Here is a 20,278-nt window from a genome sequence, read left to right on the forward strand (position 1 = left end):
TTACTCCCTAAAATCGTGATTCGCTTCATGGTGCCGTTCCTTCCCGGGAGAACGCGGGCCCGCGAAGCGGTTTCGTGGCGACGCAGGCCCGATGTCACGGCTTATATTCGATACCGCTTATATTCAGTATCGCCCCGATCATGAGGACAATAAGGCAGCCTTTTGTCTGGGCGTGGGAGCGCCGTTCGGTCCTTCAGGCGATCAGCCCGCCTTGCGGGGTTTCGGGGGAAGACGGCGGGGCCGGGGTGGCCGGGGGGCCCTGGAAGGGGCGGCCGGCCTCGAAGCGCAGGCTGCCCGCCAGGCCCAGCGCGGCCAGCGAGGCGTTGAACAACACGCCGATGTCCTGACGGATCGGGCCCGGCAGGCGCGCGCGGGTGCGAACCACCAGGTCAAGCTGACGGCTTTTACGCTGAAAGAAGCCGTCGAACTGAAATGGACCCAGGCGCGACAAGGTGATGTCGATCAAGAAGCGTTCGCCCCCGCCTTTTTTCTGGCGGGTGCTGGCTTCCTCGTCCTCGATTCCGGGCGGGCGGCGGGTAATCACCCGGATCGGCTCGATCGTGGCGCCGTTCAAGAAGGGAACCACATGGGTGCGCCATTCGCTGCCCGGGGTTTCGACCGGGCGGCTCGCGATGTCGCGTAAATCGCCGCTCAGGCGATTGGCAAGCTCGGCGCCGCGCCGGCCGCCCCGTTCCAGGGCCCGCATGGGCTCCTCGCCCGGCCAGCGCCCCAGGTCGCCGCCGGCCCGGGTGGCGGCCAGGAAACCGACCGCCGCCGCCGTCATCTGTGGCCCCGGCGAGGGCACGATGTCGCGCAGGGCTCCGGCGGCGGCGGGGTTGGTTTGGGAAAGAAACGACAAGGTTTCTCCAAGGGCCGGCCAGCCCGCCCCCGGAGTCAGGGGCAGGGCAGGGGAGGCCACGGGCGCGGTCGGAGGAGTCGGAGGAACCGGGGGGGCGACGATCTGTATCCCCACCGCAGTTCCGGCGGGAGCCGGGGCGGGACCGCGCAGGGCCAGGACGCCGATCGGGGTTTCGATCAGGGGGCGGGCGCCGGCACCCGCCGCCAGGACCCGGCCCGTCATCTGCTGCCCGCTCAGGGAGGAAAGGCGGGCGGCGGGATCGCCCTCGGATGGAGCGGCGGCGTTGCCCTGGCCCGGGGCCAGGGAGGCGGTCGCGCCAGGACCGGCGGGCGCGGCGACGGCGCGGGGCGCGATGCCCAAGGCGGCTTCCCCCGAAGGCGGAGGGGACGCGCCAGGGGAAACGCCGGGCGCGGCGGAGGCGGCGCCGGGAGAGGCGCCGGGGGGGGCGCCGGTCCCGGCAGGCACGGTTCCAGCCGCGGGGGAAGGCGTCGGGGCGGCCGCCGAGGGCGTCCCCGTCGGTCCGGCCCCCACCGCCAGGCGGACGATCAGGCGCGTGCCCACGGGGACGGCTCCCTCGACCGGGGGAGTCCCCGCGCCGGCTCCGGTCCGTACCACGGTCGCGGCGATCCCCGCCGGGGCGCCGGTGGCCGGGCCGGCCTTGCCCGTGGCCACTCCCGCGAGGGGGGCGCCGCTTCCCGGTGTTCCGGAAGGGGCCCCGTCCACGCGCGGGGTCGGCCCGGCCAGCCCGGCCGGCGTCGGCGCGGCTCCTCCGGCCGGGGAGGACACCATCCCCGGGGTGGGTGCCGCCGGTCCCTGGGGGGACCCCGGGGCGTTTCCGGTTCCCGCCGCCAGCCCGGCGCCACCGGCCAGTCCGCCGGCGAGCGAGCGGCCGTTGAGGGCGGCGATTTTCAAGACCGCCTGTCCGCGCACCGTGCCCAGCAAGGTCAGGGCCAGGGTGCTGCCCTCGGACAGGGCCAGCGGGGTCTTGAGGATCAGGGGGCCGAAGGCCGTGTCGATCTGAACGTCGCCCCGCGTCCCGCCAGCCAGCACGGTGGCCTCGACCAGGCTGCCCGGGGGCAGCGCCGCCAGGGCGGCGGGCGGCGCGCTCACCGTGGCGGTGGGCAGCGAAACCGGCGCATTCACGCCGGGGCCGGAAGGGAGGGGAGGAGGAACAGCGGTGCTCATGCCAGGCGCGACTCCGTGTCGGGACATCGGGGAAGCGGGCAGCCCCCGATGGCGTTTTTGACGCGAGACCCGGCCCCGGGAAGCCCTGTTATCCCTGTAGCAGACGCTCGGCGATGGCCTCGACATCCATGGCCGCCTCGGCGTTGGGATAGCGGGTCAGGATGGGGGTCTGGTTGCGAATCGATTCCCGCACCCGGGTATCCCGGCGCACGATGCCCAGCAGGGGCGGGCTGATCTTCAAGAAGCCCTGGCACGCCTTGAACAGGGTCTGGTACGTCCGCTCCCCTTCACGGGTTGAATTGCAGGCGTTGACCACGATGCGGATATCGACGTCGCGGCGCTCCATGGCCGTGATCTTGATGAAGGCATAGGCGTCGGCCAGCGAGGTCGGTTCGTCGCTGGTCACCACCAGCACCGCGCCGGCGGCCCGCGAAAGCAGGCGGATGGATTTGCCCACCCCGGCCCCGAGGTCGAGAATCACCCGGTCGTAGCTCTGGCTCATCAACAGCAGGTCCTCGGTCAGGATCTGCAACCGGCCGGGCGGGATGTTGGCGAGGCTGCCCGAGCCCGACCGTCCGGCGATGACATCGAAGCCACCGGCGGGATAGGGCGTCGTCGCCTGGTTCAGGGTCTTCTTGCCGGCGATGACGCTGCCCAGGTCATGGGGGGGCATCAGGCCCAGCTGAATGTCGACGTTGGCCAACCCCAGGTCGCCGTCGAACAACAAGGTGCGGCATCCGCGCTTGGATAAGGCATGGGACAAGGTGATGGCAAACCAGGTCTTGCCCACGCCGCCCTTTCCCGAGGCAATGGCGACGATGTTGCGCATGCGGACCTTGGCGCCGGTCGAGCGAGGCGCCATGGTGGGGAACGGCGCACCGGTGGTGGGTGCTTCGCTGCTCATGCCGGTCACAGGGCCTCCGAATAGGGCGAGACACCGTTATGCTCGCTGTAGGCACTTGCCGGCTCCGGGGAATAATCCCCCTCTCCCTCTTCAAGGGGCAAGATGAGACGGGCAAGGGAAACCGGGTTGATCGGGCACAGCCCATTCGCGACCCGAGGGTTGATGGAGACATCCCCGAACGCCAGGGAGCCGGCTTCCGCCGCCGCCAGTATACCGCCAAGGCGGCGGGCCATGTCCAGGCGGGTTGCAAGAATGCGCGAGGCGCCGGCCTCGGAGAAGGCCTCGGCGATCTCGATCGCTTCCATGGGGTCGGTGCCGGCGTTCAGGACCAAGGTCACGTCCATCGGGGTCGCGGCCACCAGCGAGCGCAGGTATCCCATGTCGTCCTGGGAAAAGGGGTTGAGGCCGGGCGTATCCACGAAAATAACCCCGTACTGCTGCTGCATGTTGGGAACCAGGGTCGCGAGGCCCTCCGGGCCACGGGCTTTTTTCAGGTCAACCTCCAGAATGCGGGTAAAGGCGGCCAGCTGCTCCTGGGCTCCGGCGCGCACCGTGTCGGCGGTGATCACGCCCACCGCGCCGCCGGTCAGACGCGCGCGCGCCGCCAGCTTGGCCACCGCGATGGTTTTTCCCGTGCCCGGCGGCCCCACCAGCAAGACCGGGCGCGACGCCGCGCCCTGGGGCATGGGAATGAAATGAAAAACCTGATCCAGGGCGCCGGCGCAACTGCCGATGGCGTCGTGGGCGGGGGTGGCCGAGGCCAGATTGACCAGCAGTTCCGTCAGGCGGGGCGGGGCGCCGTGGAATTCCAGGGCTTCGCGCACCGCGTCGCCATGGGGAGCGCGGCGCGCGCCGGTGAGGGCCTGGTAGATGTCGTCCTCGACCGGGTCGTGCTCCAGGGCGGCGGTGATGCGCACCCCGTTGCCATCCGACGCGCGCTGAGTCGAGACGATGATGGCATCGTCCCCCAGCTCCGCCCGGATGGCGGCCATGGCTTCGGCCATGCTGTCGGCGGTGTAGCACTTGAGGCGCATGGGCGCTGTCGTGGTTCCAGGGCAGGAAAAACGGGGCGGCCGGCGTGGCTCGCCGTGACGCTCATCCTAGCAAACGGCATCTTAACCCCGTCTTACCGCGCGCTTCAGTGGACGCAACGGAAAAAATGGAAAAGGGGGGCGGGCGCGGCCTGCCCGCCGTGTCGTGCCGGATAGTTCAAGGTCCCTGTTTCTTGCCCGGCTTTTTGGTTTTTTGGGGGCGCTCGCTCAGGCGCGGGCCTCGATCGTGGCCATCTCCTCGTCGGAGAAACCGAAGTGGTGGCCGATTTCATGGATCAGGACATGGCGGAGCAGCCGGCCCAGGTCCTCGCCGGTTTCAATCCAGTAGTCAAGCAGGGGAGAGCGGTACAAAAAAACCATGTCGGGTCCCAGGGGAAGGTCGCCCAGGCTCTTCTGATCAAGCGAAACCCCATGGTAAAGTCCCAACAGATCAAAGGGGCTTTCCAGGCCCATGGCCTCCTGCACCTCGGGATCGGGGAATTCCTCGATTTGCACGACCAGATCGGTGCAATGGGTGGCCAGCTCGGCCGGGAGGGAGGCCAGGGCGGCGCGGGCCATCTCGTCGAGATCGGCCAGCGAGGGGGGCACCGAGAAACGAGGCGATCGGGTCATGGGGGCGTCTTTCCGAGCAGAACCGGGGCTTGCGAAAAAAAACGGGTCCCGCCTTTCATCGCCCAGGCGCCTTGACCGCGCTGGCGAAGGTGGCACTGTCAGGGGACCCGCCGCCCAGGATTCCCTGGCGCCGTCCCGACCGCAAGGGAGATTGCATGATGCCCCCCGATCGTCTGCAAGAGCCGGCCCGCGCCGCCGCGCTGGCCTGTGTGCCCGACTGGACACCGGTGCTTGAACGCGACGCGCTGACCCGCGCCTTTACGTTCGCCGATTTCAACGAAGCCTTCGGTTTCATGGCCCGCGTGGCCCTGGTGGCCGAGAAACAGGATCATCACCCGGAATGGACCAACTGCTATCGCACCGTCAGCGTGACCTTGACCACGCACGACGCCGGCGGCCTGACGCAAAAGGATATCGATCTGGCGCGGGCCATCGACAAGATTGCCGCCTCCTGCCCCTGATCCCGGAACGGGAGGCGTGCCCATGAACGCGCGCACCGCCGCCCACCGGCAACGGGCCACCCTGATCGGGTTCACGGCCATCTTGATGTGGGGCACCCTGGCCCTGTTCAGTACCTGGTCGGCCCCGGTGCCGCCTTTTCAGCTTACCGCCATGGCGTTCACCATCGCATTCTTGCTGATGGCGGGGAAATGGCTGGCCACGGGCACCCCGGCCCGGATGCACCTGCGCCAGCCTCCGGCCGCCTGGGCCCTGGGGGTGGCGGGGCTGTTTGGCTTCCACTTTTTTTATTTCATGGCCATCCGTCTCGCCCCGCCGGTCGAGGCCAGCCTGATCGCCTACCTGTGGCCGCTTCTGATCGTGGTTTTCTCGGCCTTGCTGCCGGGCGAGCGGCTGCGCTGGTTCCACGGCCTGGGCGCCGTGCTGGGCCTGGGGGGCACGGCTCTTCTGGTCACGCGGGGCGGCGGCGGGCTGGCCTTCGATCCCGCCCATCTGTCCGGCCATGGCGCCGCGCTGGCCTCGGCCCTGATCTGGTCGAGCTATTCGGTCTTGTCGCGACGCTTTGGCCAGGTGCCCACCGACGCCGTGGGCTGGTTTTGCGCCGTGACCGCCCTGCTCGCGCTGGTGTGTCATTTCATTTTTGAAGCCACGGTCTGGCCCGCCTCGGCGCTGGGATGGGTGGCGGTGGCCGGACTGGGCCTGGGGCCGGTGGGCGCCGCGTTCTTCGTGTGGGACCACGGAGTGAAGCATGGCGACATTCAGGTGCTGGGCGCGTTGAGCTACACCGCCCCTTTGATCTCCACCGCGCTGCTGATTGTTTTCGGCCTGGCCCAGCCGACCGCGACCGTGGCGCTCGCCTGCCTGCTGATCGTCGGCGGGGCCGTGCTGGCCAGCAAGGACTTCCTGCTGCGCCGGGCCGGGCGCAAGCACCAGGGGTGATCCGTTCCGCTTCGCACGGCGGTCCGGGCCTCCTGCGCCAAGGATGAAAAAAGCGGCCCGCCGTCTCCTTGGGGACGGCGGGCCGCGTTCCCGGTCGCCCCCGGGGGAAAACAGGGGGCGACGTTGCTTAAACCAGGTCGAACGAACGCCGGCGCACGGGGCGGGCGCCGGCGGCCGCGGCGGCCGGGGCGAGGGCATGTTGCGCGTCGTCGGGAAGGCGCAGGGCCTGCCAGGCGGCTTCGCCCAGCGCGGCGATGGCCTCTTCCGGCAGCGAGGCCGCCCGGCCGTGGGCGCGTTCGCGCAAGTAGGCCTCGGCCGGGCCCAGAACCAGGGCCCGGATCAGGTCGGGAGCCAGCGGGCGGACCTGGCTGGACAGGGCCAGGCTTCGCAAGATGCGTTCTTGCGACAGGCGTGCTTCCATCATGACGTCGATCAGGTCCGAGCGCTGGGCGGCGGTCGGGGCCAGGAATTCGCTTTGCATCATGAAGCGGTGCAGCGGTTCGTTGGCCAGGGCCCAGGTGATGGTGCCGGTGACCATGGCGCGCACGATCTGTTCGGGGGTGCCATTGGCGGGGACCACGCAGGCGGCTTGGGCCCACGAGCGCAGGCCCTCGGCGCACAGGGCCAGGGCCAGATCCTCCTTGCCGTCGAAGAAGTGATAGATGCTGCCCGTGCTGGCGCCCGACCGAACCCGGATGTCCGCGATCGAGGTGCCGGTGAACCCCTGCGCAAGGAAACATTCCAAGGCTGCGTCCAGGATGATCTGGCGGGTATTGGGGCGGGCCATCGGGGTCATGCTCCTTCGCTGTCTTTCCGGTCTGGTCCCGGCGCACCCGTGCGTGCAACCGGATCCGGGCACGGTGCGCCACTTCCTTGTTTCGACGCTCGACTTTTCCGAAAAGTGGTTCCCCCTTCTCGGGTCTTGCTCCAGACCTGTCCCCGTGGCGCGCGAGACCGGGAAAGGACGCGTCAAATTATGGCTTCAGGCAGTGCCATGCAAGAAGAGTATATTCCGATCAAGGAAGAATCTGAATTCATCCTTGTCTCTTGGATTGGTCGCATTTTTAGCCAAAATAGGATTCATTCCGGCTGAAGATGTTCCGGGCGCCGTTGGATCAACAGAGGGCGGCGCATCCGTTCTCGTCGTTGGATTAATCGCATTCTCGTATTCCAGCCGACAAAACACGAATTCTTCCGGCGGCCCCCTCCCCAGGGAGACCCGGATTCACCTCACGCACGGGGCGCGTTGCACCGGCCCGGCTCCCTTGCTTGATGACGACCCCAGACCTCTGGCGCAACCGCCAGGGAACGCGCTCCGGGGTTGCTCCTCCGTTGTTTCACGGAAGCCCCCGGGCACGGCTGGCGATTCCACACCCAATGACAGTATTATGGAAACGCCCCCAATCCTCCAGGATTTTGTTGCCTTTTGGTTGGGAAAAGGGGGCTGAGGTGCGCGTATTTAGTGATGCTTAGCGATATTTGGCGATATTCAGCGAATCAAGGTGGTCATAATCTCCTTGAAGGCGGGGTTTTCCTTGTTCGTCAACCATTCGAACAGCACCATCTCGACGCTGAGCAGCGGGACTCCCTGGGTGGTCAGGCGCTCGCGCGCGATTTTGATGCTGTCGGGGTGACGCGAGGAGCAGGCCTCCTCGACAACGAACACGTCCCACCCCATGTCCTTGAGGCCCAGGGCGGTCTGGGTCACGCACACGTGCATTTCAATGCCGCACAGCACGGCCCGACGCCGGCCCAGGGCGTCCAGGCGGGCCTGGACCACCGGCTCGCGCGCGGCGGAGAAGTGGGTTTTTTCAAGGATCGCGTCCTCGGGCAGGTCAACGCGCAGGTCGTGCATGGTTGGCCCCAGGCCCTTGCTGTACTGCTCGGTGACCACGATGGGCACGTTCATGGCACGGGCCGCGCGCACGAGGCGCGATCCGTTGTAGAGCACCCGGCGCGGGTCATCCATGACCGGGCACAGGCGTTCTTGCACGTCGATGACCAGGAGCACGTCGTGCTCGGCCGACAGGAGGGAAGGAAACGACGACGACATGGGGCGTTCCTCGCGATCCCAGGGGGGGGAGACGACAGGCTGTGAAGGGCCCATGGTGGCGTGATCTGGCCTGTTGTGCAAGGCGCGTCGTTGACAGGGACCGTGCCAGGGATATAGTGCGTTCTCTCGCACGCAAAAGCCGTGCGCCGGGTGTCCGTCTTGCTTGTCCCACCCGGCTCCCTCCGAGACGAGGCCCCGCACCACGGCGTCCGGCCGGTCTTCGCGTCGGCACCCCGGAGGTGGGTCGGGGTCACTCCAGCCCGTGGACCCATTGTTGATGCGCTTCGCCGATCTCGGCCTTAATCCCGAAACCCTCAAGGCCATTGAGGAAGTGGGGTACACTGTTCCCACTCCCATCCAGGCCCAGGCCATTCCCTATGTCCAGCGGGGCCGCGACGTCCTGGGGATCGCCCAGACTGGCACGGGCAAGACCGCCTCGTTCACGCTGCCGATGATCGATATCCTGGCCAACGGCCGGGCCAAGGCGCGCATGCCGCGCTCGCTCATCTTGGCGCCCACGCGCGAGCTGGCCACCCAGGTGGCGGACAATTTCACCCAGTACGGCAAGTACCATAAGCTCTCCATGGCCCTTTTGATCGGGGGCGAATCCATGGGTGAGCAGCAAAAAGCCCTGGATCGCGGGGTGGACGTGCTGATCGCGACTCCGGGACGCCTGATTGATCTGTTCGATCGCGGCTCGATCTTGCTGCGCGATGTCAAGGTGCTGGTGATCGACGAGGCCGACCGCATGCTGGACATGGGGTTCATTCCCGATGTCGAGCGCATTGTCAGCCTGTTGCCGCGCATCCGCCAGACGCTGTTTTTCTCGGCGACCATGGACAAGGAAATCCGCCGGCTCGCCGACGCTTTCTTGCAAAACCCCAAGGAAGTCCGCATCGAGCCCACCCGCAAGGCGGCCGACACGGTCGAGCAGGGGCTGGCCGTCGTGTCGATTCACGATAAGCGCGAGGCCCTGCGTCATTTGCTGCGCCGCGAGGAAGTCGCCAACGCCTTCATTTTCTGCAATCGCAAACGCGACGTGGATATCTTGCACCGCTCGCTGAGCAAGCATGGCTTCGACGCGGTGGCGCTGCACGGCGACATGCCCCAGTACGTGCGTACCGAGCGTTTGGAGAAGTTTAAAAAAGGCGAGGCGAAACTGCTGGTTTGTTCCGACGTGGCGGCACGCGGGATCGACATCAGCGATGTGAGCCATGTCTTTAACTTCGATGTCCCCACCCATCCCGAGGATTACGTGCACCGGATCGGGCGCACGGGCCGGGCCGGGCGGAGCGGAGCGGCCTTTACCATCGCCACGTCCGGCGACGCCAAGTATGTTCGGGCGATCGAGACGCTGCTGGGCAAGCCGATTCCCCGCACGTCCATGGAGGATCTCGCCCTGGTCGATCTGGATGACGAAAACGCAAGCACCGAGGAGCGCGGCGAACGGAGCGAACGGAGCGAACGCGGCGAACGGCGCGAGCGTCCCTCGAAGCGCGGACGCGATCGCGCCCCCGCTGCCGCCCCCGCCCCCGCCGCCGAGGAAGCCCGGGTGGCGTCGGCCGACCGTCCTTCCCGCGCGGAGTCGCGCGATACCCGGGAAACCCGCGATACCCGGGAGACCCGGGGCGCGCGCGCGGGGCGCAAGGGACGCTGGCGGGACGATCCGCAAGCCGACGTCATGGAACTGGATATCGAGGACGGGGTGCTGGGTTTTGGCGGCTACACGCCAGCCTTCATCCTGGCGCCGTGCGTCGTGCCCTTGCTGGATGCCGGGGGCGAGGACGAGGACGACGGCGAGGACGACGGCCCGACCCCCGTCGCCACCATCATCGAGGTGAACGAAACCGGTCTTGACGACGACGACACGGCCCTTGATCTGGCTGGCGAGGAGCCTGCCCGGGTCCGGGTGAGGGATCGGGGCAAGGTGTCCCCCGTGGCGAAGGCGGCCAGTAGGGAAGAGGAGCCGGCGACTCCCGACGCGCGAAGCGAGGCGGACCAGGCCACGCGGGAAGCCGGGGAAGAGGAAACGGCCGGAGCGGCCATGCCTTCGGCCGGGCCGGAGGATGCGCAGGCCCCGGAACCGGCCAGCACCGCCGCGACGGTGGAAGCCGCGCCGGTGGAGCCGGAGGCGGAAGAGGCGCCCAAACCCAAACGGCGGCGGGCGCCGCGCAAGGCCACGACCGGGGATGCGACGGCGGAAGGCGCGGAGGCTCCGCGCAAGACCCGCGCGCGTCGCAAGACCCCCGCGAAGACCGAGGCGCCGGCCGAGGGCGAGAACGAGGGGACGGCGGAAGCGGAACCCAAGCCACGCCGCCGGCGCACCACCACGCGGCGCAAGACAGCGGAAACGGCGGCTGAGGGGACTCCCGAGCCGGTGACGGAAGTGCCCGCTGAGGCGACCCCCGAGCCGGTGACGGAAGTGCCAGTCGAGGGGACTCCCGAGCCGGTGACGGACGTACCCGCTGAGGGGACCCCCGAGCCGGTGACGGAAGTGCCCGCTGAGGGGACCCCCGAGCCGGTGACGGAAGTACCCGTTGAGGGGACTCCCAAGCCGGTGACGGAAGTACCCGCTGAGGGGACTCCCCCGCAGGTGACGGAAGTGCCGGCCGAGCCCTCCTCGCCGGAGCAATCCCCGGAGAATTCGGATCCGGTTCCGCCCTCGTCCTGAGGTCGGTTCCGACATCCCAAAAAATAATAAAGGGCGGAGCCTTCGCGGCGCTCCGCCCTTTGGTGCTTTTACCCGCCTGAACCCGTCGCGAGCCCAAGCCCGGGATCAGCGAGCACGGCGGGAATCAAGCGGGGCAGGTCCTCGGCGATCAGGCCGGGACCGTGGCGGGCGGCGGCGGCGCCGTGCAGCCAGACAGCGGCGCTCGCGGCCTCGAAGGGCCCCAGGCCCTGGGCCATCAGGCCGGCGACCAGCCCGGCCAGCACATCGCCCGAGCCGGCGGTGGCCAGGGTGGGGGGGGCGTTGGCGGTGAGGGCCGCCCGGCCATCGGGCGCGGCGATCACCGTGTCGGGCCCCTTCAGCACGACCACGGCGCCCACCGCCCTCGCGGCCTTGCGCGCCCGGTCCAGGCGGTCGGGCCCGGTGTCCAGGTCTCCAAACAGGGCCGCGTATTCCCCATCGTGCGGAGTGAGCACGCAAGGACCGGCCAGGGCCCGGGCCAGGCGAGGACGAAACCCCGCGAGGCTGGTCAGGGCGTCGGCGTCCAGCACCACGGCCCGGCCACTGGCGGCCAGGGTCAGGGCCGCCTCGGCGGTGGCGGGCGAACGCCCGCGCCCCGGCCCCAGGATGAACGTGGTCCGGCGCCGGTCGGCGAGCAGGGTTTCCAGCGGGCCGTCCTGGTCCAGGTCCCACAGCAAGGCACCCGGCTGGTCAACGCCCAGGGCCGGCAGGGCGGAACCGGGGCCGGCCAGGGTGACCAAGCCCGCGCCCACCCGGCGCGCGCCCAGGCCCGCCAGTCGGGCGGCCCCGGTCAGACGCGTTCCGGCCATTACCGTGACGTGGCCGCGATGGTACTTGTGGCCGGACCGGGCCGGGGCGGGCAGGGCCCACAGGCCGGGTGCGTTCACATGCGTGGTCGGCGCCTGGGCCGCGACGACGGCGGGGGGAATGCCAATGTCGGCCACGACCAGGGTCCCACTGTACTCGCGCCCGGGCATCAGCAGGTGGCCGGGCTTGGGATGGCAGAAGGTCACGCTGAGCGTGGCCCGGGGCGCGGCGCCCAGGATCTGGCCGGTATCGCCGTCGATGCCGCTGGGAATGTCCACGGCCACGCAGTCCAGCCCCAGGGCGCTGATCCGCTCCACGACGGCCCGGGCCAGGCCCGCGAGCGGACGGCTGAGGCCGGCACCGAACAAGGCATCCACCACCAGTTCGCCGGGCCCGAGGGTCTGGGACTCAAGGCCCTCGGGCCCGAGGGCCTCGGGCGTCAGGGGAAGGGTGGGGCCCCGCCAGCGGCGGGCCATGACGGCGGCATCCCCGTGCAGGGGGGCGTCGGGGGCCAGGTCAAGGACGCGGACCCGCCAGCCGTGGCGGGCCAGGATCCGGGCCACCACCGAGCCGTCGCCTCCGTTGTTGCCAGGGCCCCGCAGCACGACCACGGGGCGGCGGCTCCACCGCGCGCGAATGGCGCGGGCCACCGCCTGTCCGGCGGCTTCCATCAAGACCAGCCCGGGAATGCCCCGGGCCATGGCCTCCCGGTCGGCGGCGCCCATCCGCGCGACATCCAGAACCGGGCGGGAGCGGGCCAGGGGATCGGGGATTTCCAGGGCCTCGGGGGCCGGCCGGTGGAGGCGAGGGGCGCGGTGGGGGAACGCCATGGCGATGGGCTCCAAAGTCCGCTAGAGTGAGATCCGGAAAGCGGGAACCGCTTTTCGGATAAGTCGAAGGCAAAAACAAAAAGTTAGAGCATCGTTCCTGGATCCGGTTCGACACACGATACTCCAAGTGTGGAAGCATGGGATCTCGTTAAAAATCCCGATATAAAAAAAGATCGCAGGCGTGATGGCCGCAAGGCAAGCAAGAGAGTGGCAACGGTGAGTGTGATTGTGTTGGGCGCCGGGGTTGTCGGCGTGACGACGGCGTGGACCCTGGCCCGGGCGGGCCACGCGGTCACGGTCCTGGACCGCCGGCCGGGGGCCGGCCTGGAAACCAGCTTCGCCAATGGTGGACAGATTTCGGTGTGCCATACCCAGCCCTGGGCTGGTCCCGAGGCCCCGCGCCAGATCCTGGGCTGGCTGGGACGGGCGGACGCGCCCTTGGTGGTTCATCCCTGGCGCTGGGATCCGCCGTTGTGGGCCTGGGGGGTGCGTTTCCTGGCCAACTGCCGGTCGACGGCCTTTGAACGCAACATGGAGCGCGCCATTCGCCTCGCGTTGTACAGCCGGTCGTGCCTCAAGGCCCTGCGCGCGGAAACCGGGATCGAGTACGACCAGAAAACCCAGGGGATCTTGAAGATCTACCGGAGCGCCGAGGCCTTCGCGGCCGGCAAGGCGGCGCGCGAGGCGGCGCTGGCCTGGGGGCTGGAACAGCGGGTGCTGGACGCGGACGCCTGCGTGGCCCTGGAACCAGCCCTGGTTCCGGCGCGCGGGGATCTGGCCGGGGGCATCCTGGCCCCCGAGGACGAAAGCGGCGACGCCCACCGGTTTACCGTGGCCCTGGCCGAACGGGCCCAGGCCCTGGGCGCGCGGTTTTGCTTCGGGACCCAGGTGCTGGGGCTGGTCGCCGAGGGGGGGCGGATCAAGGCGGTGCGCACCGACCAGGGCGACCAGGAGGCGGACTGGATCGTCCTGGCGCTGGGGTCGGAGTCGCCCCGGGTTGCCCGCTCGATTGGGGTTCGCCTGCCGGTTTACCCGGCCAAGGGGTATTCAATTACCGTGCCCGTGGAGCCCGCTTCCGTCGCCCCGGTGGTTTCGATCACGGACGAGGAACGCAAGATGGTTTATTCCCGGCTGGGCACGCGCCTGCGCGCGGCGGGCACGGCCGAACTATCGGGATGGAACACAACGCTGCGCCCGGAGCGGGTCGATCTGATCCGGCGCGAAACCCGGGCGTTGTTTCCCAACTGTGGGGATGTTTCGGCCGCTCAGGGGTGGTGCGGGCTTCGTCCCACCACGCCCGACTCGGTGCCCTTGCTGGGCCCGGTGCCGGGGTACGCCAATCTTGTCTTGAACACGGGGCACGGGACCTTGGGCTGGACCATGGCCTGTGGCTCCGCGCGGGTCGTGGCCGATTGCGTCGAGGGGCGCCCGCCGGCGGTTTCCCTCGACGGCCTTGGGCTAGACCGGTTTGGGACAAACGGATAAAGTCAATGTTGGAGACTGCGCCCGCACGAGGCGGCCCCGGGCGGGGTGGCGGCGATCGGGCTCTTCGACCGGATGAGGAGCCGGAAAGCGGATGGTAGCGCGCGACGCTAGAACGATTGAAACCTTGAAGGCGGAAAACGCCCAGTTGCGGGAAATTCTGGCCATCACCGAGGATAACCTTAGGGCGAGTCAAGAGGAAGTCCTGAGGCTGTCGACCACGGATACCCTGACCGGCGTTTTTAGCCGACGTCACTTCATGGATCTGGCCGACCAGGAAATCAGCCGGGCCCGGCGCTACAAGCGCCCCCTGGCCGTTCTGGTGGTCGTGCTTGATAACATGCGCGCGATCAACGACGCGCACGGCACGGAGCGCGGCGACGCGGTTTTGGGCGCCATGGGCAGCGCGATCTTGCGCATGGTGCGCACGGCCGACGTGGTCGGGCGCACGGCGGGGTCCGAGTTCACGGTCTTGCTGCCGGAAACCGAGCGCGAGGGATGCATCGCCCTGGCCGATCGCGTGGTGAGCGAAATGACCCGGGCCGCTTCCGAGGTGCTGCGCGGCGTGGCGCCGCTGCCTTCGGTCAGCCTGGGGGCCACCCACGTGGTGCGCGACGACGTGATCTTCGACATGGCGGTGCGTCGGGCCGACGAGGCGGTGGCCCAGGCCCGGGCGCAAGGGGGAGATCGCGCCGTGTACCTGGCCGCCGGGGCTTGAGAAGCGGCAAACCTCCAAGGAGGGGGCGTGGCGTCGGAAAGGCCTTGCACGCGGTCGCGTCAGAGGCTTTCCCGTGCTGGTGGCTGGTCCTGGAAGGGAACGCTGTGGTATGACCGCACTGTCCGCCGCTGCACACAGGAGAAGCCCCCCATGAGCATCCGTCGCCCGCTGATCGCTGGGAACTGGAAAATGAATGGCCTGAAGGCCGAGGCCCGGATTCTGGCCGAGGCCCTGGCCAGTCGGGTCAACGCGATTGGATCAACGCCCTTTGATCTGCTGGTCTGCCCGCCGTTCCCCGTGCTGAGCACGGTGGTGGGCGCGGTGGCGGGAACCGGCATCGGGGTTGGCGGCCAGGATTGTCACGCCAAGGTTTCGGGGGCGCATACCGGCGATGTCTCGGCCGCCATGCTGGTGGATCAGGGCTGCCAGTTCGTCATTCTGGGCCATTCCGAACGCCGCGCCGACCATCACGAAAGCGATGACGTGGTGCAGGCCAAGGTCGCGGCCGCGCTGGCGGCGGGCCTGGTGGCCGTGGTGTGCGTGGGCGAAACCGAGGCCCAGCGGGACGCGGGCGAAACCCTGGCTGTGGTTTCTTCCCAGCTTGCGGGATCCTTGCCGAGTGGCGCCGATCCGCGCCAGCTGGTGATTGCCTATGAACCGGTGTGGGCGATTGGCACCGGGCGCACGCCGACCATCGAGGACGTGGCCCAGGTGCACGCCGCCATTCGCTGGGACCTGTCGCGCCTGCTGGGCGCCGAGGCGGCGGCCGGGGTGCGGGTTTTGTACGGTGGCTCGGTCAAGCCCGACAACGCCCAGGCGCTGATGGCTCTCGACGACGTGGACGGGGCCCTGGTGGGCGGCGCCAGTCTGAAAGCCGATGATTTCTGGGCCATTGCCATGGCGTGTCCCGCGCCGTAAGGGCCGGTCGCGCGGGCAGGATTTTCTTCTTGTCCTCTGATCGGTTTGGGCAAGATTTTCCATCTTGCCCTCTGGTCAAGCCATCCGGGCCGGGATAAAACGGCGCCCGGGTGAGGGTGAGCCCGCAAGGTTCCCCCCCTTCTCGGATCGGGTCTCCCAAGGGCACGTCCGGTTTTTTCCGTCGTTGGTCAGGGCTTACCCGGCAGGTTCCCGGGGAAGGCCCCAAGGGGCATTGCAAACGCATGATTACGGTCATCCTGGTCATCCATCTGCTCATCGCCGTGGCCATGGTCGCGCTCATCTTGCTGCAGCGGGCCGAGGGGGGCGCCCTGGGCATCGGCGGCGGTGGCGCCGGCCTGATGACCGGGCGCCAGGCTGGAAATCTGCTCACGCGCATGACCGGCCTCTTGGCGGGCGCCTTCATGATCACCAGTTTGGGATTGGCGCTGCTGTCGGGGAGTCATGCGCCCACCGAGCGGTCGTCGGTTCTGGATGCCGAGCCGGTGGCTCCGTCTGTTCCCAGCGCGCCCGCCGTGCCCGCTCCGCCGGTTTCCGGAAGCGAGACCCCGGCGCCCGGGCTGCCGGTTCCAGAGGCCTCGCGGACCGAGCCGGCCGCGCCCGTTGCTCCGGTTCCCGCGGACGAAACGTCCGCGCCGGCGGCTCCGGCCTCCGAGGCCGCGCCCGCGACCCTGCCGGCCTCCGACGCCGCGCCGGCCGCGACAGATCAATAGTCGGCGGCGCCACCCGGCGCCCCCAGGGAAGAGAACATCAGGACCCGCCGGGGCCGTCCGCATCAATGCAGGCAGGCCGGGATGGGGCACGGGTTCAGCTCAGCAGGCTTGATGCGCACATGACACGCTTCATTTTCATCACGGGCGGAGTGGTTTCCTCCCTGGGCAAGGGACTGGCCTCGGCGGCCTTGGGCGCGCTGTTGCAGTCGCGCGGCTACCGGGTGCGGCTTCGCAAGCTGGACCCGTACTTGAACGTTGACCCGGGCACCATGAGCCCGACCCAGCACGGCGAGGTTTTTGTTACCGACGACGGCGCCGAGACCGACCTGGACCTGGGGCACTACGAGCGTTTCACCGGGGTCGCGGCGCGCCGGGGCGACAACGTGACCACGGGCCGCATTTATTCGGATGTCATCGCCCGCGAACGGCGGGGCGATTACCTGGGCAAGACGGTTCAGGTCATTCCCCACGTCACCGACGCCATCAAGGCGTTTGCCACCGCCGACGTCGAGGACGAGGATTTCGTGCTGTGCGAAATCGGCGGCACGGTGGGCGACATTGAAAGCCTGCCGTTCCTGGAGGCCATCCGTCAGTTGCGCAACGAGCTGGGCTCGGCGCGGGCGATGATCATCCACCTGACCTTGCTTCCCTACATCCCGTCGGCGGGCGAGTTGAAGACGAAGCCCACCCAGCACTCGGTCAAGGAGCTGCTGAGCGTGGGGATTCAGCCCGACGTGCTGATGTGCCGCTCGGATCGCCCGATTCCCGAGGCCGAACGGGCCAAGATCGCCTTGTTCTGCAACGTGCGCGCGGAAGCGGTGATCCCGGCCCTGGACGTGGATACCATCTACCAGGTGCCGGTCAGCTACCATGCGCAAGGCCTGGACGTGCAGGTGTGCCGGTATTTCAACCTGCCCCACGACGAGGAACCGGACCTCAGCCGCTGGCTGAACATCGTCGAGCGGGTTCGCAATCCCGAGGGCGAGGTGACCATTGCCGTGGTCGGCAAGTACACCAGCCTGATCGACAGCTACAAGTCGCTGGCCGAGGCCCTGGTGCACGGGGGCATCGCCAACAACGTCAAGGTCCGCCTGACCTGGATCGACAGCCAGATTTTCGAGCGCGAGGACACGGTCCATCACCTGGAAGGGGTGCATGGCATCCTGGTGCCCGGCGGCTTTGGCGAGCGCGGGTCGGAAGGCATGATCAACGCGGCGCGCTTTGCCCGCGAACGCGACGTGCCCTACCTCGGGATCTGCTTTGGCATGCAGATGGCGGTGATCGAGTTCGCCCGCCACAAGGCCGGCCTGGAAAAGGCCGGATCGTCGGAGTTCGGCTCGCAGGAAGCCCCCCTGGTCGGCCTGATGACCGAGTGGACCAAGGGCAACGAGCGCGTCGAGCGGACCGCGTGCGGCGACCTGGGCGGCACCATGCGCCTGGGGGCCTATCCCTGCCAGTTGATTCCTGGCAGCCGGGTGCGCGAGATTTACGGTACCGAGATGATTTCCGAACGGCACCGCCACCGTTACGAAGTCAACATCGACTACAAGGAGCGGCTGGAGGCGGCGGGTCTGCTGTTCTCGGGGCTGTCGCCCGATGGCGTTTTGCCGGAAATCGTCGAAATTCCCGGCCACTCGTGGTTCGTGGGCGTGCAGTTCCACCCCGAGCTGCGCTCCAAGCCTTTTGATCCGCATCCCTTGTTCACTTCGTTCGTGCAGGCCGCCGTGGCCAAGTCGCGTCTGGTCTGACCTTCCAAGACAGGGAAGGGGACATGCCGGAAGGAAAAACGATGACGCCGCGCCACGTCAGTGTCGGATCCGCGACCGTCGCTCCCGTGACCTTGGGCAACGATCTGCCCTTGGTCCTGATCGCGGGGCCGTGCCAGATGGAAAGCCGGGCCCACGCTCTTGAAGTGGCCGGCGCCTTGAAGGCAATGGCCGCCGAAGCCGGCGTGCCCTTGATCTTCAAGACCTCGTTCGACAAGGCCAACCGCACCAGTCTGTCGGGGCGTCGTGGGGTGGGGCTGACGGAAGCCCTGCCCGTGTTCGCCGAAATCCGCGAGACACTGGGTCTGCCGGTTCTGACCGACGTGCACGAACCGGCCCAGTGCGCCCCGGTGGCCGAGGTGGTGGACGTGTTGCAGATCCCCGCCTTCTTGTGCCGGCAAACCGACCTGCTGCTGGCGGCCGGCGCGACCGGGGCGGCGGTGAATGTGAAAAAAGGACAATTCCTGGCCCCCTGGGACGTGGCCCATGGGGTCGCCAAGGTGGAAAGCACGGGCAACGCGCGGATCATCCTGACCGAACGCGGGGTTTCGTTTGGCTACAACACCCTGGTGACCGACATGCGGGCCCTGCCGATCATGGCGCGCGAAACCGGATGCCCGGTGGTGATGGACGCGACCCATGCGGTGCAGCAGCCGGGGGGACTGGGCGGCGCGTCCGGGGGCGAGCGGGCGTTTGCCCCGGTCCTCGCGCGGGCCGCGGTGGCGGTGGGGGTGGCCGGGGTGTTCCTTGAAACCCACCCGGACCCGGACCGGGCCCCGTCGGACGGGGCGACCATGATGGCGCTCAAGGACATGCCGGCCTTGATCGGTACCTTGAAAGCGTTTGATGCCCTAGCCAAACGTCATCCGGTAATGCTTTGACAACAGGAGAGACTGTCGTGGCCGAGATCGTCGATATTCATGCCCGCGAGATTCTGGACTCGCGCGGTAATCCCACCGTTGAAGTGGACGTTTTGCTGGAAGATGGGGCCTTTGGCCGCGCGGCGGTGCCGTCGGGTGCCTCGACCGGGGTGCACGAAGCGGTGGAACTGCGCGACGGCGATCCCACCCGCTACAAGGGCAAGGGCGTGCTGCGGGCCGTCGAGGCGGTCAACGGCGAGCTGTTCTCGGCCCTGGTTGGCCTGGACGCCTCCGACCAGATGGTGATCGATCAGGCGATGATCGACCTGGACGGCACCCCCAACAAGAGCCGCCTGGGCGCCAACGCCATCCTGGGCGTGTCGCTGGCGGTGGCCAAGGCGGCGGCCGAGGCGGCCGAGCTGCCCTTGTACCGCTACATTGGCGGCGCGCGCGCCCATCTGCTGCCGGTGCCGATGATGAACATCATCAACGGCGGCCAGCATGCCGACAACCCGATCGACGTGCAGGAATTCATGATCATGCCGGTGGCGGCCGACTGCGTGGCCGATGCCATCCGCATGGGCGCCGAGGTCTTCCACGCGCTCAAGAAGCAGCTGAAGGACGCCGGCCATAACACGGCGGTGGGCGACGAAGGCGGGTTCGCCCCCAACCTGCAAAGCGCCGACGAGGCCCTGGCCTTCATCATGCGCGCGATCGAGGCGGCCGGCTACAAGCCGGGCGAGGACATCATGCTGGCGCTCGACGCCGCGTCGTCCGAGTTCTACAAGGATGGCCGCTACGTGCTGGAAGGCGAGGGCAAGACCCTGGATGCCGCCGGCATCGTGGCCTACTACGCCGACCTGGCCGCGCGTTATCCGATCGTGTCGCTGGAAGACGGCTGCGCCGAGGACGATTGGGAAGGCTGGCGCCTGCTGACCGAGGAACTGGGCGAGCGCCTGCAACTGGTGGGCGACGACCTGTTCGTGACCAATCCCGAGCGTCTGGCCCAGGGCATCACCGAGGGCGTGGCCAACTCGATCCTGGTCAAGGTCAACCAGATCGGGACCTTGTCGGAAACCCTGGAAGCGGTGGAAATGGCGCACAAGGCCAACTACACCGCCGTGCTGTCGCACCGCTCGGGCGAGACCGAGGATTCGATCATTGCCGACATCGCGGTGGCCACCAACTGCGGCCAGATCAAGACCGGCTCGCTGTCGCGCTCCGACCGTCTGGCCAAGTACAACCAGCTGATCCGCCTGGAAGAGGAACTGGGGTCGGCCGCCGTGTACGCCGGCCGTTCCGTTCTGCGCGGCTGATCCGCCGTTTTTCCATCCGTCGGGCCTGGGGAGGAGGGATCTTCTCCCCAGGCTTTTTTCATGCGGGGAACCGGCGAGCCGGGAAGCGCGGCCGGACG

17 protein-coding genes are annotated in these 20,278 nt (G+C 68.4%); 10 read left to right on the forward strand and 7 right to left on the reverse strand.

The genetic code is table 11. The features are described 5' to 3' along the window. Window positions 1-193 precede the first annotated feature (193 nt). The 4 genes from ROR02_RS17420 to ROR02_RS09985 form a co-directional block, all read right to left on the reverse strand. Entirely contained in the window at window positions 194-2,044 is a 1,851-nt protein-coding gene (locus ROR02_RS17420) for a hypothetical protein (RefSeq protein ID WP_147163878.1), read from the reverse strand. Between the two features lie 88 nt (window positions 2,045-2,132). Beyond that, window positions 2,133-2,948 carry a MinD/ParA family protein gene (locus ROR02_RS09975; protein WP_170245062.1) on the reverse strand — a complete coding sequence of 272 codons (816 nt, stop codon included), beginning with the start codon at window positions 2,946-2,948 and terminating at the stop codon, window positions 2,133-2,135. Between the two features lie 5 nt (window positions 2,949-2,953). Continuing rightward, window positions 2,954-3,982, reverse strand: coding sequence for a flagellar biosynthesis protein FlhF (locus ROR02_RS09980; protein WP_147163879.1), 1,029 nt, complete (start codon window positions 3,980-3,982; stop codon window positions 2,954-2,956). Window positions 3,983-4,207: 225 nt separating this feature from the next. Then, the gene (locus tag ROR02_RS09985; RefSeq protein ID WP_147163880.1) at window positions 4,208-4,612 is read right to left on the reverse strand and encodes a metallopeptidase family protein; all 405 of its coding nucleotides are present in this window, start codon (window positions 4,610-4,612) and stop codon (window positions 4,208-4,210) included. A 158-nt stretch (window positions 4,613-4,770) separates the two neighbouring features. On the opposite strand from ROR02_RS09985, the gene ROR02_RS09990 reads away from it, so the two are divergent. Next, window positions 4,771-5,073 (forward strand): 4a-hydroxytetrahydrobiopterin dehydratase, encoded by a 303-nt coding sequence (locus ROR02_RS09990; protein WP_147163902.1) that lies wholly within the window; start codon window positions 4,771-4,773, stop codon window positions 5,071-5,073. Between the two features lie 22 nt (window positions 5,074-5,095). Beyond that, on the forward strand, window positions 5,096-6,010 hold the full coding sequence (yddG, locus tag ROR02_RS09995) for an aromatic amino acid exporter YddG (RefSeq protein ID WP_147163881.1): 915 nt from the start codon (window positions 5,096-5,098) through the stop codon (window positions 6,008-6,010). 127 nt (window positions 6,011-6,137) lie between these two features. On the opposite strand, the gene ROR02_RS10000 is transcribed toward yddG, so the two are convergent. Together ROR02_RS10000 and ROR02_RS10005 are read right to left on the reverse strand one after the other, a co-directional pair. Further along, a complete protein-coding gene (locus ROR02_RS10000) occupies window positions 6,138-6,797 on the reverse strand; it encodes a TetR/AcrR family transcriptional regulator (RefSeq protein WP_147163882.1) in 660 nt (219 codons plus the stop codon). Between the two features lie 702 nt (window positions 6,798-7,499). Beyond that, window positions 7,500-8,063, reverse strand: a complete 564-nt coding sequence (locus tag ROR02_RS10005; protein WP_147163883.1) for a hydrolase — start codon at window positions 8,061-8,063, stop codon at window positions 7,500-7,502. A gap of 277 nt (window positions 8,064-8,340) precedes the next feature. On the opposite strand from ROR02_RS10005, the gene ROR02_RS17565 reads away from it, so the two are divergent. Then, window positions 8,341-10,734 carry a DEAD/DEAH box helicase gene (locus ROR02_RS17565; RefSeq protein ID WP_147163884.1) on the forward strand — a complete coding sequence of 798 codons (2,394 nt, stop codon included), beginning with the start codon at window positions 8,341-8,343 and terminating at the stop codon, window positions 10,732-10,734. A 68-nt stretch (window positions 10,735-10,802) separates the two neighbouring features. Here ROR02_RS17565 and ROR02_RS10015 read toward each other — a convergent pair whose 3' ends face one another. Continuing rightward, window positions 10,803-12,389 carry an NAD(P)H-hydrate dehydratase gene (locus tag ROR02_RS10015; RefSeq protein ID WP_147163885.1) on the reverse strand — a complete coding sequence of 529 codons (1,587 nt, stop codon included), beginning with the start codon at window positions 12,387-12,389 and terminating at the stop codon, window positions 10,803-10,805. Between the two features lie 216 nt (window positions 12,390-12,605). On the opposite strand from ROR02_RS10015, the gene ROR02_RS10020 reads away from it, so the two are divergent. The 7 genes from ROR02_RS10020 to eno all read left to right on the forward strand — a co-directional run bounded on the left by ROR02_RS10020 (window position 12,606) and on the right by eno (window position 20,180). Beyond that, the gene (locus tag ROR02_RS10020) at window positions 12,606-13,874 is read left to right on the forward strand and encodes a D-amino acid dehydrogenase (RefSeq protein ID WP_147163886.1); all 1,269 of its coding nucleotides are present in this window, start codon (window positions 12,606-12,608) and stop codon (window positions 13,872-13,874) included. Between the two features lie 91 nt (window positions 13,875-13,965). Then, window positions 13,966-14,589, forward strand: coding sequence for a GGDEF domain-containing protein (locus ROR02_RS10025; protein ID WP_147163887.1), 624 nt, complete (start codon window positions 13,966-13,968; stop codon window positions 14,587-14,589). A gap of 150 nt (window positions 14,590-14,739) precedes the next feature. Continuing rightward, window positions 14,740-15,507 carry a triose-phosphate isomerase gene (gene tpiA, locus ROR02_RS10030; protein ID WP_147163888.1) on the forward strand — a complete coding sequence of 256 codons (768 nt, stop codon included), beginning with the start codon at window positions 14,740-14,742 and terminating at the stop codon, window positions 15,505-15,507. 242 nt (window positions 15,508-15,749) lie between these two features. After that, window positions 15,750-16,238, forward strand: coding sequence for a preprotein translocase subunit SecG (gene secG, locus ROR02_RS10035; RefSeq protein ID WP_147163889.1), 489 nt, complete (start codon window positions 15,750-15,752; stop codon window positions 16,236-16,238). Window positions 16,239-16,357: 119 nt separating this feature from the next. Next, window positions 16,358-17,986 (forward strand): CTP synthase, encoded by a 1,629-nt coding sequence (locus ROR02_RS10040; protein WP_147163890.1) that lies wholly within the window; start codon window positions 16,358-16,360, stop codon window positions 17,984-17,986. 41 nt (window positions 17,987-18,027) lie between these two features. Then, complete coding sequence (gene kdsA / locus ROR02_RS10045) at window positions 18,028-18,885, forward strand: 3-deoxy-8-phosphooctulonate synthase (protein WP_147163891.1); 858 nt, start codon at window positions 18,028-18,030, stop codon at window positions 18,883-18,885. A gap of 17 nt (window positions 18,886-18,902) precedes the next feature. Further along, complete coding sequence (gene eno / locus ROR02_RS10050) at window positions 18,903-20,180, forward strand: phosphopyruvate hydratase (protein ID WP_147163892.1); 1,278 nt, start codon at window positions 18,903-18,905, stop codon at window positions 20,178-20,180. Window positions 20,181-20,278 lie beyond the last annotated feature (98 nt).

The organism is Pararhodospirillum oryzae (assembly GCF_007992075.1).
Lineage (GTDB): Bacteria > Pseudomonadota > Alphaproteobacteria > Rhodospirillales > Rhodospirillaceae > Pararhodospirillum > Pararhodospirillum oryzae.